This window comes from Bradyrhizobium sp. CER78 (assembly GCF_029846235.1).
Lineage (GTDB): Bacteria > Pseudomonadota > Alphaproteobacteria > Rhizobiales > Xanthobacteraceae > Bradyrhizobium.
This window is the reverse complement of the sequence record NZ_JARVWP010000004.1, coordinates 535996-560722: the sequence shown is the minus strand read 5'-3', so window position 1 is coordinate 560722 and position 24727 is coordinate 535996. Positions and strand designations below refer to the sequence as shown.

The 24727-nt window shown below is 63.8% G+C and carries 29 protein-coding genes; 28 read left to right on the top strand and 1 reads right to left on the bottom strand.

Annotation, left to right across the window (positions count from 1 at the left end; translation table 11 throughout):
• Nucleotides 1-127 precede the first annotated feature (127 nt).
• The 3 genes from rpoC (at nt 128) to QDT69_RS11535 (ending at nt 8867) form a co-directional block, all read left to right on the top strand.
• Nucleotides 128-4330, top strand: coding sequence for a DNA-directed RNA polymerase subunit beta' (rpoC, locus tag QDT69_RS11545; RefSeq protein ID WP_279706655.1), 4203 nt, complete (start codon nt 128-130; stop codon nt 4328-4330).
• A 177-nt stretch (nt 4331-4507) separates the two neighbouring features.
• Nucleotides 4508-6568: an FAD-dependent oxidoreductase gene (locus QDT69_RS11540; protein WP_279706654.1), complete on the top strand. Its 2061-nt coding sequence runs from the start codon at nt 4508-4510 to the stop codon at nt 6566-6568.
• Nucleotides 6569-6794: 226 nt separating this feature from the next.
• Entirely contained in the window at nt 6795-8867 is a 2073-nt protein-coding gene (locus tag QDT69_RS11535; protein WP_279706653.1) for an ABC transporter ATP-binding protein, read from the top strand.
• A gap of 33 nt (nt 8868-8900) precedes the next feature.
• On the opposite strand, the gene QDT69_RS11530 is transcribed toward QDT69_RS11535, so the two are convergent.
• Nucleotides 8901-10109, bottom strand: coding sequence for an NAD(P)/FAD-dependent oxidoreductase (locus QDT69_RS11530; protein WP_279706652.1), 1209 nt, complete (start codon nt 10107-10109; stop codon nt 8901-8903).
• A gap of 699 nt (nt 10110-10808) precedes the next feature.
• Here QDT69_RS11530 and rpsL point away from each other — a divergent pair.
• The 25 genes from rpsL (at nt 10809) to rplO (ending at nt 24622) form a co-directional block, all read left to right on the top strand.
• The gene (rpsL, locus tag QDT69_RS11525) at nt 10809-11180 is read left to right on the top strand and encodes a 30S ribosomal protein S12 (RefSeq protein WP_028168167.1); all 372 of its coding nucleotides are present in this window, start codon (nt 10809-10811) and stop codon (nt 11178-11180) included.
• 15 nt (nt 11181-11195) lie between these two features.
• Nucleotides 11196-11666, top strand: coding sequence for a 30S ribosomal protein S7 (rpsG, locus tag QDT69_RS11520; RefSeq protein WP_050625739.1), 471 nt, complete (start codon nt 11196-11198; stop codon nt 11664-11666).
• A gap of 30 nt (nt 11667-11696) precedes the next feature.
• On the top strand, nt 11697-13769 hold the full coding sequence (gene fusA / locus QDT69_RS11515) for an elongation factor G (RefSeq protein ID WP_279706651.1): 2073 nt from the start codon (nt 11697-11699) through the stop codon (nt 13767-13769).
• A gap of 40 nt (nt 13770-13809) precedes the next feature.
• The gene (gene tuf, locus QDT69_RS11510; protein WP_146991522.1) at nt 13810-15000 is read left to right on the top strand and encodes an elongation factor Tu; all 1191 of its coding nucleotides are present in this window, start codon (nt 13810-13812) and stop codon (nt 14998-15000) included.
• 84 nt (nt 15001-15084) lie between these two features.
• Nucleotides 15085-15393, top strand: a complete 309-nt coding sequence (gene rpsJ / locus QDT69_RS11505; RefSeq protein WP_002712302.1) for a 30S ribosomal protein S10 — start codon at nt 15085-15087, stop codon at nt 15391-15393.
• A gap of 54 nt (nt 15394-15447) precedes the next feature.
• Entirely contained in the window at nt 15448-16167 is a 720-nt protein-coding gene (rplC, locus tag QDT69_RS11500; protein ID WP_279706650.1) for a 50S ribosomal protein L3, read from the top strand.
• Nucleotide 16168: 1 nt separating this feature from the next.
• On the top strand, nt 16169-16789 hold the full coding sequence (gene rplD / locus QDT69_RS11495) for a 50S ribosomal protein L4 (RefSeq protein WP_050420396.1): 621 nt from the start codon (nt 16169-16171) through the stop codon (nt 16787-16789).
• Nucleotides 16786-17085: a 50S ribosomal protein L23 gene (locus QDT69_RS11490; protein ID WP_016843746.1), complete on the top strand. Its 300-nt coding sequence runs from the start codon at nt 16786-16788 to the stop codon at nt 17083-17085. The genes rplD and QDT69_RS11490 overlap by 4 nt, the downstream gene beginning before the upstream one ends.
• A gap of 12 nt (nt 17086-17097) precedes the next feature.
• Nucleotides 17098-17931 (top strand): 50S ribosomal protein L2, encoded by an 834-nt coding sequence (gene rplB / locus QDT69_RS11485; RefSeq protein WP_021081655.1) that lies wholly within the window; start codon nt 17098-17100, stop codon nt 17929-17931.
• A 12-nt stretch (nt 17932-17943) separates the two neighbouring features.
• Nucleotides 17944-18222, top strand: a complete 279-nt coding sequence (gene rpsS / locus QDT69_RS11480) for a 30S ribosomal protein S19 (protein WP_018272137.1) — start codon at nt 17944-17946, stop codon at nt 18220-18222.
• A gap of 10 nt (nt 18223-18232) precedes the next feature.
• The gene (gene rplV, locus QDT69_RS11475) at nt 18233-18619 is read left to right on the top strand and encodes a 50S ribosomal protein L22 (protein ID WP_050420397.1); all 387 of its coding nucleotides are present in this window, start codon (nt 18233-18235) and stop codon (nt 18617-18619) included.
• Nucleotides 18620-18639: 20 nt separating this feature from the next.
• Nucleotides 18640-19341 (top strand): 30S ribosomal protein S3, encoded by a 702-nt coding sequence (rpsC, locus tag QDT69_RS11470; RefSeq protein ID WP_097675076.1) that lies wholly within the window; start codon nt 18640-18642, stop codon nt 19339-19341.
• 30 nt (nt 19342-19371) lie between these two features.
• Nucleotides 19372-19785: a 50S ribosomal protein L16 gene (rplP, locus tag QDT69_RS11465; protein ID WP_016843752.1), complete on the top strand. Its 414-nt coding sequence runs from the start codon at nt 19372-19374 to the stop codon at nt 19783-19785.
• A gap of 5 nt (nt 19786-19790) precedes the next feature.
• Nucleotides 19791-19997, top strand: coding sequence for a 50S ribosomal protein L29 (gene rpmC / locus QDT69_RS11460; protein WP_021081654.1), 207 nt, complete (start codon nt 19791-19793; stop codon nt 19995-19997).
• A 10-nt stretch (nt 19998-20007) separates the two neighbouring features.
• On the top strand, nt 20008-20256 hold the full coding sequence (gene rpsQ, locus QDT69_RS11455) for a 30S ribosomal protein S17 (protein ID WP_016843754.1): 249 nt from the start codon (nt 20008-20010) through the stop codon (nt 20254-20256).
• 75 nt (nt 20257-20331) lie between these two features.
• Complete coding sequence (gene rplN / locus QDT69_RS11450; RefSeq protein WP_011473865.1) at nt 20332-20700, top strand: 50S ribosomal protein L14; 369 nt, start codon at nt 20332-20334, stop codon at nt 20698-20700.
• A complete protein-coding gene (gene rplX, locus QDT69_RS11445; protein WP_016843755.1) occupies nt 20700-21014 on the top strand; it encodes a 50S ribosomal protein L24 in 315 nt (104 codons plus the stop codon). Before rplN ends, rplX begins: the two co-directional genes overlap by 1 nt.
• On the top strand, nt 21007-21564 hold the full coding sequence (gene rplE, locus QDT69_RS11440; protein ID WP_050420398.1) for a 50S ribosomal protein L5: 558 nt from the start codon (nt 21007-21009) through the stop codon (nt 21562-21564). The genes rplX and rplE overlap by 8 nt, the downstream gene beginning before the upstream one ends.
• 46 nt (nt 21565-21610) lie before the next feature.
• Nucleotides 21611-21916: a 30S ribosomal protein S14 gene (gene rpsN / locus QDT69_RS11435; RefSeq protein WP_016843757.1), complete on the top strand. Its 306-nt coding sequence runs from the start codon at nt 21611-21613 to the stop codon at nt 21914-21916.
• Nucleotides 21917-21932: 16 nt separating this feature from the next.
• The gene (rpsH, locus tag QDT69_RS11430) at nt 21933-22331 is read left to right on the top strand and encodes a 30S ribosomal protein S8 (RefSeq protein WP_021081651.1); all 399 of its coding nucleotides are present in this window, start codon (nt 21933-21935) and stop codon (nt 22329-22331) included.
• Between the two features lie 14 nt (nt 22332-22345).
• Nucleotides 22346-22879: a 50S ribosomal protein L6 gene (rplF, locus tag QDT69_RS11425; protein ID WP_021081650.1), complete on the top strand. Its 534-nt coding sequence runs from the start codon at nt 22346-22348 to the stop codon at nt 22877-22879.
• 11 nt (nt 22880-22890) lie between these two features.
• A complete protein-coding gene (gene rplR, locus QDT69_RS11420; RefSeq protein ID WP_016843760.1) occupies nt 22891-23250 on the top strand; it encodes a 50S ribosomal protein L18 in 360 nt (119 codons plus the stop codon).
• 58 nt (nt 23251-23308) lie between these two features.
• Nucleotides 23309-23884, top strand: coding sequence for a 30S ribosomal protein S5 (rpsE, locus tag QDT69_RS11415; RefSeq protein WP_021081649.1), 576 nt, complete (start codon nt 23309-23311; stop codon nt 23882-23884).
• 39 nt (nt 23885-23923) lie between these two features.
• A complete protein-coding gene (gene rpmD, locus QDT69_RS11410; RefSeq protein WP_024578582.1) occupies nt 23924-24115 on the top strand; it encodes a 50S ribosomal protein L30 in 192 nt (63 codons plus the stop codon).
• A gap of 21 nt (nt 24116-24136) precedes the next feature.
• Nucleotides 24137-24622, top strand: a complete 486-nt coding sequence (rplO, locus tag QDT69_RS11405; protein ID WP_050625745.1) for a 50S ribosomal protein L15 — start codon at nt 24137-24139, stop codon at nt 24620-24622.
• Nucleotides 24623-24727: the final 105 nt, after the last annotated feature.

Here is a 24727-nt window from a genome sequence, read left to right as displayed (position 1 = left end):
GCTGTGATTGATGCCCGGCGCGAGACGCGCCGGGCCTTCGCGCTCTGCTCGGACGTTGAGTGGGGCGCGCGCTGACTAAAACTTTCGAATTTGCTGCCGGTGACGATCGGCACGCGAGGAGAAGACCATGAATCAAGAGATTATGAATCTTTTCAATCCGACGACGCCGGCTCAGGTCTTCGACCAGATCCGGATTTCGATCGCGTCTCCGGAGAAGATTCTGTCCTGGTCGTACGGCGAGATCAAGAAGCCGGAGACCATCAACTACCGCACCTTCAAGCCGGAGCGCGACGGCCTGTTCTGCGCACGCATCTTCGGGCCGATCAAGGACTACGAGTGCTTGTGCGGCAAGTACAAGCGGATGAAGTACAAGGGCATCATCTGCGAGAAGTGCTCGGTCGAGGTGACGCTGTCGCGCGTCCGGCGCGAGCGCATGGGCCATATCGAGCTGGCGGCCCCGGTCGCCCACATCTGGTTCCTGAAGTCGCTGCCGTCGCGCATCGGCCTGCTGCTCGACATGACGCTGAAGGATCTCGAGCGAATCCTGTACTTCGAATACTACGTCGTGCTCGAGCCGGGTCTGACCGCACTGAAGGACCGTCAGCTGCTGTCTGAAGACGAGTATCTGAAGGCGCAGGACGAGTACGGCCAGGACAGCTTCACCGCCATGATCGGCGCCGAGGCGATCCGCGAGCTGCTCAAGGGTCTCGAGCTCGAGAAGCTCGAGGCGACGCTGCGTGCCGACATGGCGGAGACCGACTCCGACATCAAGCACAAGAAGCTCGCCAAGCGTCTGAAGATCGTCGAGGCCTTCCGCGTCTCCGGCAACAAGCCGGAATGGATGATCATGACGGTCGTGCCGGTGATCCCGCCGGACCTGCGTCCGCTGGTGCCGCTCGACGGCGGCCGGTTCGCGACCTCGGACCTCAACGACCTGTATCGCCGCGTCATCAACCGCAACAACCGCCTGAAGCGGCTGATGGAGCTGCGTGCGCCGGACATCATCATCCGCAACGAAAAGCGCATGCTGCAGGAGGCCGTCGACGCACTGTTCGACAACGGCCGCCGCGGCCGCGTCATCACGGGCGCCAACAAGCGCCCGCTGAAGTCGCTCGCCGACATGCTGAAGGGCAAGCAGGGCCGGTTCCGTCAGAACCTGCTCGGCAAGCGCGTCGACTATTCGGGCCGTTCGGTGATCGTGGTCGGTCCCGAGCTGCGCCTGCATCAGTGCGGCCTGCCGAAGAAGATGGCGCTCGAACTGTTCAAGCCGTTCATCTACTCGCGGCTCGACGCCAAGGGTCTGTCCACCACGGTGAAGCAGGCCAAGAAGCTGGTCGAGAAGGAGCGTCCGGAGGTCTGGGATATCCTCGATGAGGTGATCCGCGAGCATCCGGTGCTGCTCAACCGCGCGCCGACGCTGCATCGCCTCGGCATCCAGGCGTTCGAGCCGGTGCTGATCGAGGGCAAGGCGATCCAGCTGCATCCGCTGGTCTGCGCAGCGTTCAACGCCGACTTCGACGGCGACCAGATGGCCGTGCACGTTCCGCTGTCGCTCGAAGCGCAGCTGGAAGCGCGCGTCCTGATGATGTCGACCAACAATATCCTGCATCCGGCGAACGGCCAGCCGATCATCGTGCCGTCGCAGGACATCGTGCTCGGCCTCTACTACGTCTCGATCATGCGCGAAGGCCTGCCCGGCGAGGGCAAGATCTTCGGTGACATGGCCGAGCTCGAGCACGCCCTGCATTCGAAGGTCATCCACCTCCACACCAAGATCAAGTACCGGTGGGAAAGCCTCGACGACGAAGGCAAGCTGACCAAGCGGTGGATCGAGACCACCGCCGGCCGCGTCATGCTCGGCAATTTGCTGCCGAAGAGCACCAAGATCTCGTACGACATCATCAACAAGCTGATGACCAAGCGCGAGATCTCCGGCGTGATCGACCAGGTCTACCGGCACTGCGGTCAGAAGGAGACGGTGATCTTCTGCGACCGCATCATGGCGCTCGGCTTCTACAACGCCTTCAAGGCGGGCATCTCGTTCGGCAAGGACGACATGGTCGTGCCGGCGTCGAAGTGGAAGATCGTGGACCAGACCCGTACGCTGGCGAAGGATTTCGAGCAGCAGTACAATGACGGCCTGATCACCCATGGCGAGAAGTACAACAAGGTCGTCGACGCCTGGTCGAAGGCCGGTGAAGAAGTCGCCAAGGCGATGATGAAGGAGATCTCGTCGACCAAGAAGACGGCGGCGGGAGCCGATGCCGACATCAACTCGATCTACATGATGGCGCACTCCGGTGCGCGTGGTTCGCCGGCGCAGATGCGCCAGCTCGCCGGCATGCGCGGCCTGATGGCCAAGCCGTCGGGCGAGATCATCGAGACGCCGATCATTTCCAACTTCAAGGAAGGTCTGTCGGTGCTCGAGTACTTCAACTCGACCCACGGCGCCCGCAAGGGCCTCGCGGACACCGCGTTGAAGACTGCGAACTCCGGCTACCTGACCCGTCGTCTGGTCGACGTCGCGCAGGACTGCATCATCACGCAGACCGATTGCGGCACCAAGCTCGGCATCAAGATGCGCGCCATCGTCGATGCCGGCACCGTGGTCGCCTCGCTCGGCTCGCGCATCCTGGGCCGCACGGCCTGCGATGACGTGCGCGATCCCGCCACCAACGAGGTCGTCGTCAAGCGCGACACCTTGATGGAGGAGAGCCATGTCGACGCGATCCAGCAGGCCGGCATCCAGGAGGTGAAGATCCGCTCGGCACTGACCTGCGAGCTGATCAACGGCATCTGCGCCAAGTGCTACGGCCGCGATCTGGCCCGCGGCACCCCGGTCAACCACGGTGAGGCCGTCGGCGTCATCGCGGCGCAGTCGATCGGTGAGCCCGGTACGCAGCTGACGATGCGCACGTTCCACATCGGCGGCGCCGCCCAGCTCAACGAGCAGTCATTCGTCGAATCGAACTTCGACGGCAAGATCGTGATCAAGAACAAGGCCATCGCCCGCAACAGCGAAGGCAGCCTGATCGCGATGGTGCGCAACATGGTCGTTGCGATCGTCGATGCCGACGGCGCCGAGCGTGCAACCCACCGTATTCAGTACGGTTCGAAGATGCACGTCGACGAAGGCGACATGGTCAAGCGCGGCCAGCGCATCGCGGAGTGGGATCCCTATACCCGCCCGGTGCTTACCGAAGTCGAGGGCACGATCGGTTTCGAGGATCTGGTCGAAGGCCAGTCGATCTCGGAAACGCTCGACGAATCGACCGGTATTGCCAAGCGCGTGGTCATCGACTGGCGCACGACGCGCGGCGGTTCGGACCTGCGTCCGGCCATCGTGGTCAAGGGCAAGGACGGCAAGGTGCTGAAGCTCGCGCGTGGCGGCGATGCCCGCTACATGCTGTCGGTCGACGGCATTCTGTCGGTCGATATCGGCGCGAAGGTGATGCCCGGCGACATCCTGGCGCGTATCTCGACCGAGAGCGCCAAGACGCGTGACATCACCGGCGGTCTGCCGCGGGTGGCGGAACTGTTCGAGGCTCGCAAGCCGAAGGATGCGGCGATCATCGCGGAGACCGCGGGAACGATCCGCTTCGGCCGCGACTACAAGAACAAGCGCCGCATCTCGATCGAGCCGATGGACAAGACCGAGGAGCCGCGCGAGTACCTGATCCCGAAGGGCAAGCACATCCACCTTCAGGACGGCGACATCGTCGAAAAGGGCGATTTCATCGTCGAAGGCAATCCGGCGCCGCACGACATCCTGGCGATCAAGGGCATCGAGGAACTCGCTGCCTATCTGGTCAACGAAATCCAGGAGGTCTACCGGTTGCAGGGCGTGCTCATCAACGACAAGCACATCGAGGTGATTGTCCGTCAGATGCTGCAGAAGGTCGAAGTCACCGACCAGGGCGACACCGACATGATCTCGGGCGAGCAGGTCGACAAGATCGAGTTCGACGCGCTCAACACCAAGGCCAAGGAGGAGGGCAAGAAGCCCGCCACGGGTACGCCGGTTCTGCTCGGCATCACCAAGGCGAGCCTGCAGACCCGCTCGTTCTTCTCGGCGGCGTCGTTCCAGGAGACCACGCGCGTGCTCACCGAGGCTGCCGTCAACGGCAAGATCGACCCGCTCGAAGGCCTCAAGGAGAACGTCATTGTCGGCCGCCTGATCCCGGCCGGCACCGGCGCCTCGATGGCGCGGATCCGCGAGGTCGCGGTCAAGCGCGACAAGCTGATCCTCGACGAGCGCGAGAAGCAGCAGGCGGCGATCGTGCCGACGGCTCCGGAAGCGGAGCCGCTGGCGCTGCCGCCCGCGGAATAGGCCTCCGCAAGACTACGGTAATGGCGAGAAGGCCGGCGTTTTGCCGGCCTTTTTGCTGCTTTCTTTCCCTGCTGCGGTGCTGGGACGCAGTTTGTTCATCTTCCCTTCAGGCAAAAAAGTGCTTTTGCTAGGGTGACTTAGACCGGCCGTTTGGCTGCCGGAAGCGACGGAATCCATATGCTCGACTTGGCTATCGTAGGCGGCGGCCCCGGGGGGCTGATGAGCGCCTGGTATTTGAAGCGCAAACTCGGCGACCTCTGCCGCGTGACCATCTTCGAGGCGTCGAACCGCCTCGGCGGCAAGATCGTCACGCGCAAATTCGACAGCGCGCCGGCGATGTACGAGGCCGGCGTTGCCGAGATCTACGACTACTCGATGACGGGACCCGACCCGCTGCGCGAGCTGATCCAGCATTTCGGCCTGCAGACGATCCCCATGGATGCCGAGCAGGTGCACCTCGACGGCGAGCTGCTCGCCGACGTCCCGGGCATGCGCCGCAAATACGGCGCGAAGACCGCGGCCGCGATCGAGGCATTCCGCAAGCGCTGCGCCGACCTGGTGTCGCCGCACGAGTACTACGAGGGCATCGGCGCCCACGACAACGAGCATCCCTGGGCCTACAAGACCGCCGAGCAGATCCTCGACGAGGAGGTCGAGGACGCGACCGCCAAGCGGTTCTTCAAGGTGATGGCGCGCTCCGACATCGCGACCGAGAGCCACAACACCAACGGCCTCAACGCGCTGAAGAACTACGTGATGGACGTCGACGGCTATATCGGCCTGTATTCGATCCAGAACGGCAACGAGCAGCTGATCGATTGCCTGCGCTCGGAGGTCAGCGCCGACATCCAGCTCAACCATCGCGTCCTCAAGGTCGGCAAGACCGCGGCCGGCCGCTACCAGCTCAACATGATGAACGGCAAGGGGCCGGAGACGCGCGACTTCGACCTCGTGCTGGTCTGCCTGCCGCACTCCTGGCTCGCGACCATGCGCTGGGACGGCGAGCAGCTGCGCAAGTCGATGGTCAAGCACGTCGCCTATTTCGACCGGCCCGCGCACTATCTGCGTGTCTCGATCCTGTTCGACGAGCCGTTCTGGGGCGAGAAGATCCCAGGCGCCTGGTTCATGTCGGAGGCGTTCGGCGGCTGCTGCGTCTACAATGAGGGCGCGCGCCACGACGTCGGCAAGCACGGCGTGCTGAACTGGCTGATCGCCGGCTCCGACGCGCTCGCCTACGCCAATCTCAGCGACGAGGAACTGATCGACGCCGCGCTGAAGTCGCTGCCGGCCTCGCTCGGCGATGCCCGCGAACACTTCCTCGAGGGCAAGACCCACCGCTGGCTGTCGTCGGTCAATGCGCTGCCGGGTGGCCTGCCGGTGCGCGACGTCATGACCAACCATCGTCCCGAGCCGAAGGAGCACCCCGGCCTCGTGGTAGTCGGCGACTATCTGTTCGATTCGACGCTGAACGGGCTGCTCGATTCCTCCGATGCCGCTACCGACATCGTCGTCACCGAGATGATGCGGCTGCGCCGCGCCCGCGCGCAGGACGAAGGCACGCTGTCCGACAAGATCGACCGCGCCTATTTCGACAATTATCGCGGCGCCGGTCCCTACGGCGAAGTCTGGCGCAACTTCACCGACCCGGCCTATCTGACCGACCTGATCAAGACGGTCTGGGGCAGGGCGAAGGGCTACAAGCTGCTGATCGCCGGCTCCGCCAGCGGCGAATTGGTCGGCGCGCTGCGCGAGCGCGGCATCGATGCCTGGGGCATCGAGAACAACCGCTACATCCACGGCAAGACGCCGAAGGCGCTCAAGAAGTACAACAAGCTCGGCTCGATCGCCGACATGCCGTTCAAGGACAATGAGTTCGACTTCGTGTTCGAGACCTCGCTGTGCCATCTCGGCGAGAAGCAGGTCGTGCGCGGGGTGCGCGAGCTCAACCGCGTGGTCAAGACCGGCGTCGTATTCGCGTCGGTGACCTCGGACATGGCGCCGGCGGTGATCGATCGCTACGATCTGCTGCGCGGCGTGAAGAAGCTCGGCACCTGGTGGGAATGGTCGGAACTGTTCTTCGGCAACGGCTTCGACCTGTCGATGCACCGCCGCGACTGCACCGATGCGCTGTGGACGTTGACGCTCGCCGCCAACAAGGGGCCGGGGCAGTGGTACGCCGACTCCGACAGCCTGCGTTATTCGTTCTTCGACAAGGTCGAGGCCGACCTCGACGACTAGCGACAAGACAAGCAGGGTGCGATGCAAGGCGATCGGCCTTGCGCCAACCAATTGTCGAACGACGGCCCAACCTGTGATCCCGAATCCACGGGAGGGTGTCGCTGCGCGTCGCGCTGTTGCAAACGCTTTGCCGAATTCTCTGTGATCGCATAGAATTGCGGCCGCAGCGTTGTCAGCTGCGGGTTCGATTTGCGGTCATGCCGGCCGTGGAGCATCGGTTGGTTTCATGGCGCCAAGACCTCCTGCATCAAGACCTCCTGCATCAGACGATCCGACGAGATCGGCGGCCGACGATCCCGAGCTGAAGAAGAAGCCGGCGCCGGTGGCCGGTCCGCCTGCAGCGGCAGCCTCGGCGAAGCCGGCCGCGGCACCGGCCGACGACGAAGATGAGAACGACGAGGAGGAGGACGAGTTCGAGCTTGACGATGATGATGACGAGGATCTCGTCGTCTTCACCGCCAGGGAAGCCGCCGGCGCGCTGTCGACGATCTATGGCTTCATCAAGCCGATCCTGACCAACTACAAGAAGCCGCTCGCGTTCGTCACCATCGGCGTGCTGGTCGAGACGTTGTTCAACGTCATCATGCCGCTCAGCCTGAAATTCCTGATCGACGACGCGCTCGGCGAAGAGGATTTCCAGGCGCTCTACAAGATCCTCGGCGTGCTCGCGGTCGCCGGCATCGTCACCTCGATCATCGCGGTCTGGTACGAGCGCTGGGATGCGCGGCTCGGCGCCGGCATCATCGCCGACGTCCGGACCCGCATCTTCGAGCACGTCCAGAACCTGCCGTCGGCCTATTTCGCGCGCACCAAGCGCGGCGAGATCCTGTCGCGCTTCTCGATCGACCTGTCGGCCTTCGAGGGCTCGGTCAAGACCTTCGCCAACAGCGCGGCGCTGCCGGGCTTCGAATTGATCGCCGGCATCATCCTGATGCTGTTCCTGAACTGGCAGCTGGCCGCGGTCGCCCTGCTGGTGTTTCCGATCACGCTGATCGGGCCGCGCATCCTGACGCCCAAGGCGGTGCAGGCCAATTACGAGCAGAAACAGAACGAAGCCGCGTTGCTCGGAACCGTGCAGGAGAACGTCGCCGCGCAGGCGGTGGTGAAGGCGTTCAACCTGCAGCGCCGGGCGCTCGGCTGGTTCACGCTGCGCAACCGCGACGTCCGGGCCAAGGCCGCCTCGGCCATGTTCCTGTCGACCATGGTGGAGCGCACCGTCACCATCGCGGTGCTGCTGCTCCACCTCGTGGTGCTGGCGATCGGCGCCTATCTCGCCACCAAGGGGCAGATCACGGTCGGCACCTTCGTGACCTTCGAGAGCGCGTTCTGGGAGGTGTCGTACAACATCGCCCATCTCATGCATTTCATCCCGGTGTCGATCTCGTCGGCGGCGGCGGTGCGGCACATCCAGGAACTGCTCGACGAGCCGACCCGCGGCGCCGACCGTCCCGGTGCGCCGGACCTGCCGCGGATCACCAACGACATCTCGTTCGAGCGCGTCACCTTCCAGTATGAGGGGGCGCAGACGCCGGTGCTGGACAATCTCAGCCTCAAGCTCAATGCCGGCAAGAGCATTGCGATCGTGGGTCCCAGCGGCTCCGGCAAGAGCACGCTGATCAACCTGATCCTGCGGCTCTACGTGCCGGACGAGGGCCGCGTCGCCATCGACGGCGTCGATATCCGCCGGGTGACGCGCGAGTCGCTGCGGGCGAACATGGCGGTCGTGTTCCAGGAGAACATGCTGTTCAACATGTCGATCCGCGAGAACATCCGGCTCGGCAAGGAAGGGGCCACCGACGCGGAGGTCGAGGAGGCCGCGAAGAAGGCCGAGATCCATCGCTACATCATGAGCCTGCCGCAGCGCTACGACACGTCGGTCGGCGAGCGCGGCGATACCTTGTCCGGCGGCCAGCGCCAGCGCATCGCGATCGCGCGCGCGCTGATCCGCAATCCGTCGGTGCTGCTGCTCGACGAGGCGACCTCGGCGCTGGATCAGACGACGGAGGCCGCGATCAACCGCACGCTGCTCAAGGTCGCGGAGGGCCGCACCATGATCTGGTCGACGCACCGCCTGACCTCGGTGGTCGAGATGGACGAGATCATCGTGATCTCAGGCGGCAGGGCGATCGAGCGCGGCTCGCATGAGGCGCTGCTGTCCCGGAATGGCGTGTACCGCAAGCTGTGGGACGACCAGGGACACGTGCATCACGATGCGGACGACGAAGACGACGATGACGACGATGACGAAGACGACGAGGATGAAGACGACGAGGATGAGGACGAAGACGAGGAGGCGTGACGCCCGCGCCTCGTGGCTCGTGACCTCCGGTCGCTACGCCCTGTCCGCCGCCTGCGGACGTTGCCGGAACTGATTGGCCGTCCGTGTTGCCGAGGCCGCCTGCGGGCGGTGCAGCCGGCGCAGCGTGCCGCGGCCGAGATAGCCGAGGAAGCGCGCCCAGCGCTGGGCCTGCCAGTAGGGGCCGCTGCCGATCGATACCTCGCGGAAGCTGAAGGCCTTGGCGTTCGACCAGGCGTCGCATTCGGTCTTGACCGGATCGTCGTAGAACGCGGCAATCTTCTCCTCGCCCATGCCGTCGGTGGCAAGCCAGGCCGGGATATGGACGTTGCAGAGCTGGGACACGTCGGTGAACACCTTGTCGGTTCCGGTGCCGGTGACCGGGCAGGTGCTGGCGAAGGCGTCGCCGACCAGGACGACGCCGGCCTGCCGATAGCCGGTGCTGACATAGACGTCGGCGGGCCGGACCTTGATGTCGCCGGCGACGCCGAATTCGCCGGTGAGCCGGCGCAGCCGCGGCAGCGCGGCGTTCAGGGTCTCGACCGGATTGCGCCGCATCGTCCGCAGCCAGGGGTCGTCGGCCTGGCGGTAGGTGAAGAGGTTGGCGCGCATCCGGTTTCCGATCGGAAACAGCGTGATGTAGGGGATGAGGTCGCTCGGCCGCTCCGAGAAATAGGTCATGGCCGCGAACGGGAAGGCGGGCCGGCCGACGGGGACGAAATCGAAGCCGAGCGAGATCGAGTGGCAATTGCTGGTGACCAGCCGCTCGATGCCGAGCATCCGGCGCAGCCCGACGTTCAGGCCGTTGGCGAGCACCACGAGGCGTGCCGAGATCTCCTCGCCGTTGGAAAGCACGACCTTCTGCCGTTCGGAGCTGGTCGCGACGTCGACGACCTTGTCGCAGATGAACTCCGCCGGCCCCGCGATTTCGTCCCGAATCGCCGCGATCAGCGCGTCGTACATGATGCCGTACTGCCGGCTGGGCTGCCGGTCGAGCAGAAAGCCGAATCGCGCGATCCAGTTCTCGCCGTCCAGTGTCGCCGAGCGGAGCACGGATTCGGCAAGGCCGGTCCTGGCGAATCGCTCGAGCTGGAGGTCGCCGCCGATCTTTTCGACGCGGAAATCGAAGGGATAGACCCGGTGCGGGTCGATCAGCACGGTCGGTATTCCGGCACGGCCGAGCATGGCGGCTGCGATCGAGCCCGCAAGACCTCCGCCGATGATCGCGATGTCGGTGTACCGCATGAGAGCTTCCGTGGCCGTAGTCGCGATTTTTGCGCTGCGAATGGCAAATAAAGGCTTAGTTTCGAAATTTGCCTTCAGGCCGAAACTGGGGAGAATTGTTTCTATTCATATTTTACCCGGGTGAAACATGAGCCCGTTGTCGTGCCGACGATTCGGATTGGGCGAGGGGAGGCATGGAAGCTGTCATATTTCGTCGCCCGGCGGGCGTCGGCGGAATGCGAAATCCGCAAGCGGCAGAGGCGTTTCTTTGCTTGTCGTTTTGCTTGACTTCACTATCTCTCGATTATACAAGGCGCCCACTTAACGACAGGCGGTGAGCTACGCCAGCGTCGGAACGGAACACCCGAAGGCCCTTTTTCAGGAGCCGGACGGGCACCAACCTCGACGAATGCCGCTCAAACGCTGTCGATGATAGCTAGGCAATGCCAGGACGATTTTGGTTCTCTTGAGCACGTCCTCTTGAGAGTGAATTCGGATGCATGACCTCGGTGGCGGACCGGACAGCGAACGCTGAACGGTTCGGGATCGCGGTCCTCTGTGGCGTCGATGCGCTTTCCGCTCAGCGATGAGTGGTTGGCGCGATTTCGCTTTGCGCGGGTATTTGATTCGCGTCGAGCGGGCCGTGCGGGGCGGCTAGTCCCGAGAAGAAATTTGCGGAGCCATTCAAGGTTTTCGCGCGAACTAAAGGGTGAAGGCTGCATGCCGACGATCAACCAGCTGATCGCAAAACCGCGAGAAGTGCAGAAGTCGCGTAAGAAGGTGCCGGCGCTGCAGCAGTCGCCGCAGAAGCGCGGCGTGTGCACGCGCGTCTACACCACGACCCCGAAGAAGCCGAACTCGGCGCTTCGTAAGGTCGCCAAGGTGCGCCTGACCAACGGCTTCGAGGTGATCGGCTACATCCCGGGTGAAGGCCATAACCTTCAGGAGCACTCGGTGGTCATGATCCGCGGCGGCCGCGTCAAGGACTTGCCCGGCGTGCGCTACCACATCCTCCGCGGCGTGCTGGATACCCAGGGCGTCAAGAACCGTAAGCAGCGTCGTTCGAAGTACGGCGCGAAGCGTCCGAAGTAAGCGGGAAACGATCAGATGTCGCGTCGCCATTCTGCCGAGAAGCGTGAAGTTCTTCCGGATCCGAAGTTCGGGAACATCATCATTACGAAGTTCATGAACTCGGTGATGTACGCCGGGAAGAAGTCGGTTGCCGAAAACATCGTCTACGGTGCGCTCGGCATGATCGAGACCAAGACCAAGCAGAACCCGCTCGGCGTGTTCGAGCAGGCGCTCGAGAACGTGATGCCGACCATCGAGGTTCGCTCCCGCCGCGTCGGCGGCGCGACCTACCAGGTTCCGGTGGAAGTCCGTTCGGTGCGCCGTCAGGCGCTCGGCATCCGCTGGCTGATCTCGGCTGCCCGCGAGCGCAACGAGAAGACTATGACGGAGCGCCTCTCGGCGGAGCTGCTCGACGCCTCGAACAACCGCGGCAACGCGGTCAAGAAGCGTGAAGACGTGCACCGGATGGCGGAAGCCAACCGCGCGTTCTCGCACTATCGCTGGTAAGGCGAACAACGGAATCTAAGGAACAGTCTCATGCCCCGCCAACATGCCATCGAGGACTACCGCAACTTCGGTATCATGGCGCATATCGACGCCGGCAAGACCACGACCACCGAGCGCATCCTGTATTACACCGGCAAGAGCCACAAGATCGGCGAAGTGCACGAAGGTGCCGCGACGATGGACTGGATGGAGCAGGAGCAGGAGCGTGGCATCACGATCACCTCGGCTGCGACCACCGCGTTCTGGAACGGCAAGCGCCTGAACATCATCGACACCCCCGGCCACGTCGACTTCACCATTGAAGTCGAGCGTTCGCTGCGCGTGCTCGACGGCGCCGTTTGCGTTCTCGACTCAAACCAGGGCGTCGAGCCGCAGACCGAGACCGTCTGGCGCCAGGGCGACAAGTACAAGGTTCCGCGCATCGTCTTCGCCAACAAGATGGACAAGACCGGCGCCGACTTCTTCAAGTGCCTGTCCGACATCGTCGACCGCCTCGGCGCCAAGCCGATCGCGATCCAGCTTCCGATCGGCGCCGAGAGCAACTTCAAGGGTCTCGTCGACCTCGTGAAGATGAAGGGCGTCATCTGGAACGATGAATCGCTCGGCGCCAAGTTCGACTATGTCGACATCCCGGAAGATCTGGTCGAGCAGGCCAAGGAATATCGCGAGAAGATGGTGGAGGCCGCCGTCGAGCTCGACGACGACGCTTTGGCCGCCTTCCTCGACGGCAAGGAGCCGGACGAGGCGACCCTGAAGCGCCTGATCCGCAAGGCCGTGCTGACCGGTGCGTTCTATCCGGTGCTGTGCGGCTCGGCGTTCAAGAACAAGGGCGTGCAGCCGCTGCTCGATGCCGTCGTCGACTACCTGCCGTCGCCGATCGACGTGCCCGCGATCAAGGGCACCGACGAGGATGGCAACGAGGTCGTGCGCAAGGCGGACGACAAGGAGCCGCTGGCGCTGCTCGCGTTCAAGATCATGGACGACCCCTTCGTCGGCACCATCACCTTCTGCCGCATCTACTCGGGCATCCTTGCCTCGGGCACCGGCGTCGTGAACTCGACCCGCGAGAAGAAGGAACGTATCGGCCGCATGCTGCTGATGCATGCGAACAACCGCGAAGACATCAAGGAAGCCTATGCCGGCGACATCGTCGCGCTGGCCGGCCTGAAGGAAGCGCGCACCGGCGACACGCTGTGCGATCCCAACAAGCCTGTCATCCTCGAGAAGATGGAATTCCCGGAGCCGGTGATCGAGATCGCGATCGAGCCGAAGTCGAAGGCCGACCAGGAGAAGCTGGGCGTGGCGCTGGCCAAGCTCGCCGCGGAGGATCCGTCCTTCCGCGTGTCGACCGACCACGAGTCCGGCCAGACCATCCTCAAGGGCATGGGCGAACTGCATCTCGACATCAAGGTCGACATCCTCAAGCGCACCTACAAGGTCGACGCCAACATCGGCGCGCCGCAGGTGGCGTTCCGTGAGCGTGTCACCAAGCGGGTCGAGCACAGCTACACCCACAAGAAGCAGACCGGCGGTACCGGTCAGTTCGCGGCCGTGACGATCATCGTCGAGCCGAACGAAGCCGGGAAGGGCTACGAGTTCGAATCGAAGATCGTCGGCGGCGCGGTGCCGAAGGAATATATCCCCGGCGTCGAAAAGGGTCTCGAGAGCGTGCTGTCCTCCGGCGTGGTCGCGGGCTTCCCGATCGTCGACGTCAAGGTGCAGCTGATCGACGGCAAGTTCCACGACGTCGACTCGTCGGCGCTGGCCTTCGAAATCGCCACGCGCGCCTGCTTCCGCGAGGCGCTGCAGATGGGCAAGTCCGTTCTGCTCGAGCCGATCATGAAGGTCGAGGTGGTGACCCCGGAAGACTACACCGGTTCGGTCATCGGCGACCTGAATTCCCGGCGCGGCCAGATCCAGGGCCAAGACATGCGCGGCAATGCCAACGTCATCAACGCGATGGTGCCGCTCATGAACATGTTCGGTTACGTGAACAACCTGCGCTCGATGAGCCAGGGTCGCGCGACCTTCACCATGCAGTTCGATCACTACGCCGAAGCTCCGGCGAACGTGTCGGCTGAAGTCCAGAAAAAGTTTGCTTGATTGTCGTTGGTTAGCAGCTAACGACTGAACGGAGAGTCAAATGGCCAAAGCAAAATTCGAGCGTAACAAGCCCCACTGCAACATCGGCACCATCGGTCACGTCGACCATGGCAAGACCTCGCTGACCGCAGCGATCACCAAGGTGCTTGCAGAGACCGGCGGCGCGACGTTCACCGCCTACGACCAGATCGACAAGGCGCCGGAAGAGAAGGCGCGCGGCATCACGATCTCGACCGCTCACGTCGAGTACGAGACGACCAACCGCCACTATGCTCACGTCGACTGCCCCGGCCACGCCGACTACGTGAAGAACATGATCACCGGCGCCGCGCAGATGGACGGCGCGATCCTGGTGGTGTCGGCTGCTGACGGCCCGATGCCGCAGACCCGCGAGCACATCCTGCTCGCCCGCCAGGTCGGCGTGCCCGCGCTCGTCGTGTTCCTCAACAAGTGTGACATGGTCGACGATCCGGAGCTGCTCGAGCTCGTCGAGATGGAAGTTCGCGAGCTGCTCTCGAAGTACGAGTTCCCGGGTGATGACATTCCGATCATCAAGGGTTCGGCGCTCGCCGCCCTCGAAGACAAGGACAAGAAGCTCGGCCACGACGCCATCCTCGAGCTGATGCGCAATGTCGACGAATACATCCCGCAGCCGGAGCGTCCGATCGACCAGCCGTTCCTGATGCCGGTTGAAGACGTGTTCTCGATCTCGGGCCGCGGCACCGTCGTCACCGGCCGTGTCGAGCGCGGCGTGATCAAGGTCGGCGAGGAAATCGAAATCGTCGGTATCCGCGACACCCAGAAGACCATCGTCACCGGCGTCGAAATGTTCCGCAAGCTGCTTGATCAGGGCCAGGCCGGCGACAACATCGGTGCGCTGCTTCGCGGCACCAAGCGCGAGGAAGTCGAGCGTGGCCAGGTGCTGTGCAAGCCCGGTTCGGTCAAGCCGCACACCAAGTTCAAGGCTGAGGCTTACATCCTCACCAAGGAAGAGGGCGGTCGTCACACCCCGTTCTTCACCAACTACCGTCCGCAGTTCTACTTCCGCACCACCGACGTGACCGGTGTCGTGCATCTGCCGGAAGGCACCGAGATGGTGATGCCGGGCGACAACATCGCGATGGAAGTGCACCTGATCGTGCCGATCGCGATGGAAGAGAAGCTGCGCTTCGCGATCCGCGAAGGCGGCCGCACCGTCGGCGCCGGCGTCGTCGCCGCCATCATCGAGTAAGTACGCGAATAGGGAATGGCGAGTAGCGGGTGGGGCACCATTCGCTATTCGCTACTCGCCACTCACTAAAGAAAGAATACGGCAATGAACGGCCAAAATATTCGCATCCGTCTCAAGGCGTTCGACCATCGAATCCTCGATACGTCGACCCGCGAGATCGTGAACACGGCGAAGCGCACCGGTGCGCAGGTTCGCGGACCGATTCCGCTGCCGACCCGCATCGAGAAGTTCACCGTCAACCGTTCGCCGCACGTTGACAAGAAGAGCCGCGAGCAATTCGAGATGCGCACTCACAAGCGCCTCCTCGACATTGTCGATCCGACCCCGCAGACCGTCGATGCGCTGATGAAGCTCGACCTGGCCGCCGGTGTCGACGTCGAGATCAAGCTCTAAGGTTTTGGATTTTTACGTCCGCCGCTTGCGGACAGAAAGACAGGAAGCACGCCGATGCGCTCCGGAGTGATCGCACAAAAGGTCGGGATGACGCGGGTCTTTACGGAGACCGGCGAGCATATCCCTGTGACCGTGCTGAAGTTGGGCAACTGCCAGGTGCTGGGCCACCGCACGACCGAGAAGAACGGCTATGTCGCTCTGCAGCTCGGTTCGGGCGCCCGCAAGACCGTGTACATGCCCAAGGCCGAACGCGGCCAGTTCGCAGTTGCCAAGGTCGAGCCGAAGCGCAAGGTCGCCGAGTTCCGCGTGTCCGAGGACGCGCTGATCCCGGTCGGCGCGGAAATCCAGGCGGACCATTTCGTGGTCGGCCAGTTCGTCGACGTGACCGGCACCTCGATCGGTAAGGGCTTCGCCGGCGGCATGAAGCGCTGGAATTTCGGCGGTCTGCGCGCCACCCACGGTGTGTCGATCTCGCACCGCTCGATCGGTTCGACCGGTGGCCGTCAGGACCCCGGCAAGACTTGGAAGAACAAGAAGATGCCCGGCCACATGGGCGTCGACCGCATCACCACGCTCAATCTGCGCGTGGTGCAGACCGACGTCGAGCGCGGCCTGATCCTCGTCGAAGGCGCCGTTCCCGGCTCCAAGGGCGGCTGGATCTCGGTGCGCGACGCGGTCAAGAAGCCGCTGCCGAAGGAAGCCCCGAAGCCCGGCAAGTTCAAGGTTGCCGGCGGCGAAGCTGCCGAGGCTGCCGCCGAGAAGGAGGGCGCGTGAGATGGAACTGAAAGTCACGACCCTTGAAGGCAAGGACGCCGGATCCGTCGAGCTCTCGGATGCGATCTTCGGTCTCGAGCCCCGCGCCGACATCATTCAGCGCTGCGTGCAGTGGCAGCTGAACAAGCGTCAGGCCGGCACCCACAAGGCCCAGGGCCGCGCCGACGTCTGGCGCACCGGCAAGAAGATGTACAAGCAGAAGGGCACCGGCGGCGCCCGTCACGGCTCGGCTCGCGTGCCGCAGTTCCGCGGCGGTGGCCGTGCGTTCGGTCCGGTGGTTCGCTCCCATGCGACCGACCTGCCGAAGAAGGTGCGTGCGCTCGCGCTGAAGCATGCGCTGTCGGCCAAGGCCAAGGACGGCGGGCTGATCGTGATCGACAATGCGCAGCTCGAGGCCGCCAAGACCAAGGCGCTGCTCGGTCACTTCTCCGGCCTCGGGCTCACCAACGCGCTGATCATCGACGGCGCCGAGCTGAACGCCGGTTTCGCGACCGCGGCCCGCAACATCCCGAACATCGACGTGCTGCCGATCCAGGGCATCAACGTCTATGACATTCTCCGCCGCCAGAAGCTGGTTCTGACCAAGGCTGCGGTTGATGCGCTGGAGGCGCGCTTCAAATGAAGAACATCGATCCGCGCCACTACGACGTCATCATCTCGCCGGTCGTGACGGAAAAGGCGACGCTCGCCTCCGAGCACAACAAGGTGCTGTTCAAGGTCGCCGGCAAGGCGACCAAGCCGCAGATCAAGGAAGCGGTCGAGAAGCTGTTCGACGTCAAGGTGAAGAGCGTCAACACGCTCGTTCGCAAGGGCAAGACCAAGGTGTTCCGCGGCAATCTCGGCTCGCAGTCGGACACCAAGCGCGCGATCGTGACCCTGGAAGAGGGCCACCGCATCGACGTGACTACCGGACTATAAGGCGCAACGACGATGGCATTGAAAACCTACAATCCCACGACGCCGGGCCAGCGCCAGCTGGTCATGGTCGATCGTTCGGCGCTCTACAAGGGCAAGCCGGTGAAGACCCTGACCGAGGGCAAGCTCGGCAATGGCGGTCGCAACAACACCGGTCGCATCACCGTGCGTTTCCGCGGCGGCGGCCACAAGAAGGCCTACCGGACCGTCGACTTCCGCCGCGACAAGGTGGACATGCCGGCGGTCGTGGAGCGGCTGGAGTACGATCCGAACCGCACCGCGTTCATCGCGCTGATCAAGTACCAGGACGGCGAGCTCGCCTACATCCTGGCGCCGCAGCGTCTGGCCGCGGGCGACACCGTCGTCGCCGGCAACTACGTCGACGTGAAGCCGGGCAACGTCATGCCGCTCGGCAACATGCCGGTCGGCACGATCGTGCACAACATCGAGCTGAAGATCGGCAAGGGCGGCCAGCTGGCGCGCTCCGCCGGCACCTACGCCCAGATCGTCGGCCGCGACCAGGATTACGTGATCGTCCGCCTGAACTCGGGCGAGCAGCGTCTCGTGCACGGCCGTTGCCGCGGCACGATCGGTGCAGTCTCGAACCCGGATCACATGAACATCTCGATCGGCAAGGCCGGTCGTACCCGCTGGCTCGGCTGGCGTCCGCATAACCGCGGCGTCGTCATGAACCCGATCGACCATCCGCACGGCGGTGGTGAGGGTCGTACCTCGGGCGGTCGTCACCCGGTTACTCCGTGGGGCAAGCCGACCAAGGGCAAGAAGACCCGCACCAACAAGTCGACCAACAAATTCATTCTCCTCAGCCGCCACAAGCGGAAGAAGTAAGGAACGCCGGACATGGTTCGTTCAGTCTGGAAAGGCCCGTTCGTCGAGGGTTCTCTGCTCAAGAAGGCAGATGCCGCCCGCGCGTCCGGCCGTCACGACGTCATCAAGATCTGGAGCCGCCGCTCCACCATCCTGCCGCAGTTCGTCGGCCTGACCTTCGGTGTCTACAACGGCCAGAAGCATGTGCCGGTGGCGATCAACGAGGAAATGGTGGGTCACAAGTTCGGCGAGTTCTCGCCGACCCGGACCTTCCACGGCCACTCGGGCGACAAGAAAGCCAAGAAGGCTTGAGGAATAGACGATGAGCAAACCAAAGCGCGAACGTAGCCTCGCGGACAATGAGGCCAAGGCCGTCGCCCGCATGCTGCGCGTCAGCCCGCAGAAGCTGAACCTGGTGGCGCAGCTGATCCGCGGCCGCAAGGCGTCCGCTGCGCTCGCCGACCTGCAGTTCTCGCGCAAGCGGATCGCGGTCGACGTCAAGAAGTGCCTGGAATCGGCGATCGCCAACGCCGAGAACAACCATGACCTCGAGGTCGACGATCTGATCGTCGCCGAGGCGCATGTCGGCAACGGCATCGTGATGAAGCGTTTTGCTCCGCGCGGCCGTGGCCGTTCGGGCCGTGTGTTCAAACCGTTCTCGCACCTGACGATCGTGGTTCGTCAGGTCGAGGCCGAGGCAAGCGCTTAAGAAGGGCGCAGGAGAAGACGATGGGTCAAAAGATCAATCCAATCGGGCTGCGTCTCGGCATCAACCGGACCTGGGACTCCCGTTGGTTCGCCGGCAAGCAGGAATACGGCAAGCTCCTGCACGAAGACGTCAAGATCCGCGAGATCCTGCACAAGGAGCTCAAGCAGGCGGCCGTCGCCCGCATCGTGATCGAGCGTCCGCACAAGAAGTGCCGCGTGACGATCCACTCGGCCCGTCCGGGCGTCGTGATCGGCAAGAAGGGCGCCGACATCGACAAGCTGCGCAAGAAGGTGGCCGACATCACCTCGTCGGACGTCGTGATCAACATCGTCGAAATCCGCAAGCCGGAGCTCGACGCGACCCTGGTCGCTGAATCGATCGCCCAGCAGCTCGAGCGCCGCGTCGCGTTCCGCCGCGCCATGAAGCGCGCCGTGCAGTCGGCGATGCGTCTCGGCGCCGAGGGCATCCGCATCAACTGCTCGGGCCGTCTCGGCGGCGCCGAAATCGCGCGCATGGAGTGGTATCGCGAAGGTCGCGTGCCGCTGCACACGCTGCGCGCCGACGTCGACTACGGCGTTGCCACCGCGTTCACGACCTTCGGCACCTGCGGCGTCAAGGTCTGGATCTTCAAGGGCGAGATCCTCGAGCACGATCCGATGGCCCAGGACAAGAAGATGGCCGAGGGCGACAGCACGCCGCGTTCGCGCCGCGACGCCGCTTGAGGCAAAGCAGGAATTTGAGGGCTTAAAGCCATGATGCAACCTAAGAAAACGAAGTTCCGGAAGGCGCATAAGGGCCGTATCCACGGCGTTGCGACCTCTGGCGCGACGTTGGCGTTCGGCCAGTTCGGCCTGAAGGCGATGGAGCCTGAGCGCGTCACCGCCCGCCAGATCGAAGCCGCCCGCCGCGCGCTGACCCGTCACATGAAGCGCGCCGGCCGCGTCTGGATCCGCGTGTTCCCGGACGTGCCGGTGTCGAAGAAGCCCGCCGAAGTCCGCATGGGCTCCGGCAAGGGTGCGCCGGAATTGTGGGTGGTCCGGATCAAGCCGGGCCGCGTGATGTTCGAGATCGACGGCGTGCCGGTGCAGACCGCTAAGGAAGCGCTGTCGCTGGCCGCCGCCAAGCTGCCGATCAAGACGCGCTTCGTCGCGCGCATTGCGGAGTAATCGCCATGGCCGAGATGAAAGTTGAAGACATTCGCGCGATGAGCGACGACCAGCGGGAAGACGCGGTCCTGAACCTGAAGAAGGAACGCTTCAACCTGCGTTTCCAGCGCGCCACCGGGCAGCTGGAGAACACGTCGCGGATGCGGGAAGCCCGCCGCGACATCGCTCGTATCAAGACCATCGCCGCGCAGCTGCGCGCGAAGAAGAAGTAAGGGGCCAGCTATGCCGAAACGTACTCTGCAGGGCGTGGTCGTCAGCGACAAGCAAGCCAAGACCATCGTGGTGCGCGTCGATCGCCGCTTCACCCACCCGATCTACAAGAAGACGATCCGCCGTTCCAAGAACTACCACGCGCACGACGAGAACAACCAGTTCAAGCCGGGCGACATGGTCTGGATCGAGGAATCGAAGCCGATCTCGAAGCTGAAGCGCTGGACCGTGGTCCGGGGCGAACACAAGAAAACGGCCTGATTACCTCGGCCTGGCCGAAGTCATTCAGGGAAATTTTGAGCGCGCTAAAGCGCAGAAAGAGGACGAGGTGCATCAATGATTCAGATGCAGACCAACCTCGACGTGGCCGATAATTCTGGCGCACGCCGTGTCATGTGCATCAAGGTTCTTGGAGGTTCCAAGCGCCGCTATGCCACCGTGGGCGACGTTATCGTTGTGTCGATCAAGGAAGCCATTCCGCGTGGCAAGGTGAAGAAGGGCGACGTGATGAAGGCCGTCGTGGTCCGGGTCCGCAAGGACATCCGCCGCGCCGACGGTTCGGTCATCCGTTTCGACCGCAACGCCGCCGTGCTAATCAACAATCAGTCCGAGCCGGTCGGCACCCGTATCTTCGGGCCGGTGCCGCGCGAGCTGCGCGCCAAGAACCACATGAAGATCATTTCGCTCGCGCCGGAGGTGCTGTGATGGCTGCCAAGATCCGCAAGGGCGACAAGGTGATGGTGCTCACCGGCCGCGACAAGGGTCGCACCGGCGAGGTGTTCGAGGTGCGTCCGGACGAGAACAAGGCTCTCGTCCGCGGCATCAACATGGTGAAGCGTCACCAGAAGCAGACCCAGACCCAGGAAGGCGGCATCATCTCCAAGGAGATGCCGATCGACCTTTCCAACATTGCGTATGTCGGCAAGGACGGAAAGCCGACCCGCATCGGGTTCAAGATTCAGGCCGATGGCAAGAAGGTTCGTGTTGCCAAGAGCTCGGGAGCAGAGATCGATGGCTGATACAGCTTACACGCCGCGTCTGCGCGCGGAGTACGACAAGAAGATCCGCGGCATGATGACCGAGAAGTTCGGTTATGCCAACGTGATGCAGGTGCCGCGCCTCGACAAGGTCGTGCTCAACATGGGCGTGGGCGACTCCGTCAACGACCGCAAGAAGGCCGAGACCGCCGCCGCCGAGCTGACCCAGATCGCCGGCCAGAAGGCGATCGTGACCTATTCGCGGATCGCGATCGCGACCTTCAAGCTGCGTGAGAACCAGCCGATCGGCTGCAAGGTCACGCTGCGCAAGGCCCATATGTACGAGTTCATCGACCGCCTGGTGAACGTGGCGCTGCCCCGCGTCCGCGACTTCCGCGGCCTGAACCCGAAGAGCTTCGACGGCCGCGGCAACTATTCGCTCGGCATCAAGGAGCACATCATTTTCCCCGAGATCGACTTCGACAAGGTCTCGGAAGCGCGTGGCATGGACATCACGGTCTGCACCACCGCCAAGACCGACGACGAGGCACGTGCCTTGTTGACCGCTTTCAATTTCCCGTTCCGGCAGTGAGTAGCTGAGCCAAAGCCACTCAAACGCGGATACCCAGGAGCCAAGCATGGCAAAGAAGAGTTCAGTCGAGAAGAACAACCGGCGCAAGCGGATGGCGAAGAACGCCGGCCCGCGCCGCGAGAAGCTGAAGGCGATCATCGCCGACAAGACCAAGCCGATGGAAGAGCGCTTCGCGGCGACGTTGAAGCTCGCCGAGATGCCGCGCAACTCGTCGCCGACGCGCATCCGCAACCGTTGCGAGCTGACCGGGCGTCCGCGCTCGAACTATCGCAAGAACAAGCTCTCGCGCATCGCGCTGCGTGAACTCGGCTCCAAGGGCCTGGTTCCCGGCCTCGTGAAGTCGAGCTGGTAAGGGGAGGGTCGGAACAATGTCTACGCACGATCCGATCAGCGATCTCATCACCCGCATCCGCAACGCGCAGATGCGTTCGAAGTCCAAGGTCTCGAGCCCCGGCTCGAAGATGCGCGCCAACGTGCTCGAAGTGCTGAAGTCCGAGGGTTACATCCGCGGCTACGCCAGCGTCGAGCATGCCTCGGGCCGCAGCGAGCTCGAGATCGAGCTGAAGTATTTCGACGGCGAGCCCGTGATCCGCGAGATCGAGCGGGTGTCGAAGCCGGGCCGCCGCGTTTACGCCTCGGTGAAGAACCTGCCGCGCGTGAACAACGGTCTCGGCATTTCGGTGTTGTCGACGCCGAAGGGAATCATGGCTGACCACGAGGCGCGCGACGCCAATGTGGGCGGCGAAGTTCTCTTCACGGTGTTCTGAGGAAGGATATTGCGATGTCACGTATCGGCAAGCGGCCGGTGACGATCCCGTCGGGTGTGACGGCGACTGTCGAGGGCCAGACGGTGAAGGTGAAGGGGCCGAAGGGCGCGCTTCAGTTCGTCGTGCATGACGACGTCGAGGTGAAGTTCGAGAACGGCCAGGTCAAGGTCGCTCCGCGCGTCAAGACCAACCGTGCGCAGGCGATGTACGGCACCGCGCGCGCGCAGGTCGCCAACCTCGTCGAGGGCGTCACCAAGGGCTTCGAGAAGAAGCTCGAGATCACCGGCGTAGGTTACCGCGCCGCGATGCAGGGCAAGAACCTGCAGCTCGCGCTCGGCTACAGCCACGACGTGGTCTACGCGATCCCGGAAGGCATCACCATCGCGGTGCCGAAGCCGACCGAGATCACGATCACCGGCAACGATCCGCAGCGCGTCGGCCAGGTCGCCGCAGAGATCCGCGCCTACCGTCCGCCGGAGCCCTACAAGGGCAAGGGCGTGAAGTACGCCAACGAATTCATCTTCCGCAAGGAAGGCAAGAAGAAGTAACGGAGCCGGTCATGTCACTCAAGGTTACGAATGCCCGGCGCAAGCAGCGCGTGCGCCTTGCGCTTCGCCGCTCGGCAGGCGGCCGTCCGCGGCTGTCGGTGTTCCGCTCGTCCAAGCACATCTACGCCCAGGTCATCGACGACCAGAAGGGCGAGACGCTCGCCTCCGCTTCGTCGCTGGAGAAGACCATGCGCGACGCCGGCAAGACCGGCGCCGACATCGATGCGGCGAAGGCCGTCGGCAAGCTGCTGGCGGAACGCGCGGCGCAGAAGGGTGTCAAGGAAGTCGTGTTCGATCGCGGCGCCTACATCTATCACGGGCGCGTCAAGGCGCTCGCGGATGCGGCGCGCGAAGGCGGGCTCAGCTTCTAACCGAATTTGAACGATTACGAGGAAAGAGGCGCAAGCCTCCTAGAGATTGGAAAACACCATGGCAGGTGAACGCGAACGCGGCGGACGCGAACGGAGCAGGGAGCGCGAGGAGCGCGACAGCGAGTTCGTCGACAAGCTCGTCCACATCAATCGCGTGGCGAAGGTCGTCAAGGGCGGCAAGCGCTTCGGCTTTGCGGCGCTGGTCGTGATCGGCGATCAGAAGGGCCGGGTCGGTTTCGGCCACGGCAAGGCGCGCGAAGTTCCGGAAGCGATCCGCAAGGCGACCGAGTCGGCGAAGCGCAACCTGACCCGCGTCGCGCTGCGCGAAGGCCGCACGTTGCATCACGACGTCGCCGGCCGTCACGGCGCCGGCCGCGTCTATCTGCGCACCGCTCCGGCGGGTACCGGCATCATCGCCGGCGGCCCGATGCGCGCGGTGTTCGAGACGCTCGGCATCCAGGACGTGGTGGCGAAGTCGATCGGCTCGTCGAATCCCTACAACATGGTTCGCGCCACCTTCGACGCGCTGAAGCATCAGGATTCGCCGCGCTCGGTGGCTGCGCGCCGCAACATCAAGGTCTCCACCCTGCAGTCGCGCCGCGTCGGCGGCGACGCCGAAGTGGTGGCGGAATAACAACGCGCGCTTTTCGAAGCGCTATTCGGAGTTACTGTCATGGCCAAGGCCAGCAAGACGATCAAGGTCGAGCAGACCGGCAGCGCGATCCGCCGCCATCACTCGCAGCGTTCGACGCTGATCGGCCTCAAGCTCAACAAGATCGGCCGGGTTGCCGAGCTGCAGGACACTCCTGAAGTTCGCGGCATGATCAGCAAGGTTCAGCATCTCGTCCGCGTCGTCGGCGAGTAAGCAGAGATAAGGAGAAGGGCGATGAAGCTCAGCGATATCGCCGACAACGCCGGCTCGCGCAAGAAGCGCATGCGTGTCGGCCGTGGCATCGGTTCCGGCAAGGGCAAGACCTCGGGCCGCGGCGGCAAGGGCCAGACCGCGCGTTCGGGCGTCCGCATCAAGGGTTTCGAAGGCGGCCAGATGCCGATGCATCGCCGTCTGCCGAAGCGCGGCTTCAACAACATCTTCCGGCTCGACTTCGCCGAGATCAATCTCGACCGTCTGCAGGAAGCGATCGACAACAAGCTGGTCAACGCCAGCGAGACCGTGACCGTCGAGACGCTGGTCAAGGCCGGCGTGCTGCGCCGCGCCAAGGACGGCCTGCGGCTGCTCGGCCGCGGCGAGATCAAGACCAAGCTGACCATCGAAGCGCATGGCGCTTCCAAGTCGGCCATTGCCGCGGTCGAAAAGGCCGGCGGCTCGGTCAAGATCCTGGCCCCCGCCAAGGAAGAAGGCGAGGCGGCGTAACATCTGCGTCATTGCCCGCGCACGGCGCGGGCAATCCGCAGATCGAATGATGGACTTATCGAGGCCGAGCACCAGATAATGTCCGGTGTCTGCCGATTGCCCCGA

Bases quoted from the DNA above. Each gene is read 5' to 3' on its own strand.
- rpsS (WP_018272137.1), top strand. From the start codon at position 17,944: ATGGTTCGTTCAGTCTGGAAAGGCCCGTTCGTCGAGGGTTCTCTGCTC.
- rplF (WP_021081650.1), top strand. From the start codon at position 22,346: ATGTCACGTATCGGCAAGCGGCCGGTGACGATCCCGTCGGGTGTGACG.
- rplR (WP_016843760.1), top strand. From the start codon at position 22,891: ATGTCACTCAAGGTTACGAATGCCCGGCGCAAGCAGCGCGTGCGCCTT.
- QDT69_RS11540 (WP_279706654.1), top strand. From the start codon at position 4,508: ATGCTCGACTTGGCTATCGTAGGCGGCGGCCCCGGGGGGCTGATGAGC.
- rplC (WP_279706650.1), top strand. From the start codon at position 15,448: ATGCGCTCCGGAGTGATCGCACAAAAGGTCGGGATGACGCGGGTCTTT.
- rplX (WP_016843755.1), top strand. From the start codon at position 20,700: ATGGCTGCCAAGATCCGCAAGGGCGACAAGGTGATGGTGCTCACCGGC.
- rpsL (WP_028168167.1), top strand. From the start codon at position 10,809: ATGCCGACGATCAACCAGCTGATCGCAAAACCGCGAGAAGTGCAGAAG.
- rplV (WP_050420397.1), top strand. From the start codon at position 18,233: ATGAGCAAACCAAAGCGCGAACGTAGCCTCGCGGACAATGAGGCCAAG.
- rplO (WP_050625745.1), top strand. From the start codon at position 24,137: ATGAAGCTCAGCGATATCGCCGACAACGCCGGCTCGCGCAAGAAGCGC.
- rplE (WP_050420398.1), top strand. From the start codon at position 21,007: ATGGCTGATACAGCTTACACGCCGCGTCTGCGCGCGGAGTACGACAAG.
- QDT69_RS11530 (WP_279706652.1), bottom strand. From the start codon at position 10,109: ATGCGGTACACCGACATCGCGATCATCGGCGGAGGTCTTGCGGGCTCG.
- rplB (WP_021081655.1), top strand. From the start codon at position 17,098: ATGGCATTGAAAACCTACAATCCCACGACGCCGGGCCAGCGCCAGCTG.
- QDT69_RS11490 (WP_016843746.1), top strand. From the start codon at position 16,786: ATGAAGAACATCGATCCGCGCCACTACGACGTCATCATCTCGCCGGTC.
- fusA (WP_279706651.1), top strand. From the start codon at position 11,697: ATGCCCCGCCAACATGCCATCGAGGACTACCGCAACTTCGGTATCATG.
- rpsJ (WP_002712302.1), top strand. From the start codon at position 15,085: ATGAACGGCCAAAATATTCGCATCCGTCTCAAGGCGTTCGACCATCGA.
- tuf (WP_146991522.1), top strand. From the start codon at position 13,810: ATGGCCAAAGCAAAATTCGAGCGTAACAAGCCCCACTGCAACATCGGC.
- rpsC (WP_097675076.1), top strand. From the start codon at position 18,640: ATGGGTCAAAAGATCAATCCAATCGGGCTGCGTCTCGGCATCAACCGG.
- rpsG (WP_050625739.1), top strand. From the start codon at position 11,196: ATGTCGCGTCGCCATTCTGCCGAGAAGCGTGAAGTTCTTCCGGATCCG.
- rpoC (WP_279706655.1), top strand. From the start codon at position 128: ATGAATCAAGAGATTATGAATCTTTTCAATCCGACGACGCCGGCTCAG.
- rpmC (WP_021081654.1), top strand. From the start codon at position 19,791: ATGGCCGAGATGAAAGTTGAAGACATTCGCGCGATGAGCGACGACCAG.
- rpmD (WP_024578582.1), top strand. From the start codon at position 23,924: ATGGCCAAGGCCAGCAAGACGATCAAGGTCGAGCAGACCGGCAGCGCG.
- rpsQ (WP_016843754.1), top strand. From the start codon at position 20,008: ATGCCGAAACGTACTCTGCAGGGCGTGGTCGTCAGCGACAAGCAAGCC.
- rplP (WP_016843752.1), top strand. From the start codon at position 19,372: ATGATGCAACCTAAGAAAACGAAGTTCCGGAAGGCGCATAAGGGCCGT.
- rplD (WP_050420396.1), top strand. From the start codon at position 16,169: ATGGAACTGAAAGTCACGACCCTTGAAGGCAAGGACGCCGGATCCGTC.
- QDT69_RS11535 (WP_279706653.1), top strand. From the start codon at position 6,795: ATGGCGCCAAGACCTCCTGCATCAAGACCTCCTGCATCAGACGATCCG.
- rplN (WP_011473865.1), top strand. From the start codon at position 20,332: ATGATTCAGATGCAGACCAACCTCGACGTGGCCGATAATTCTGGCGCA.
- rpsH (WP_021081651.1), top strand. From the start codon at position 21,933: ATGTCTACGCACGATCCGATCAGCGATCTCATCACCCGCATCCGCAAC.
- rpsE (WP_021081649.1), top strand. From the start codon at position 23,309: ATGGCAGGTGAACGCGAACGCGGCGGACGCGAACGGAGCAGGGAGCGC.
- rpsN (WP_016843757.1), top strand. From the start codon at position 21,611: ATGGCAAAGAAGAGTTCAGTCGAGAAGAACAACCGGCGCAAGCGGATG.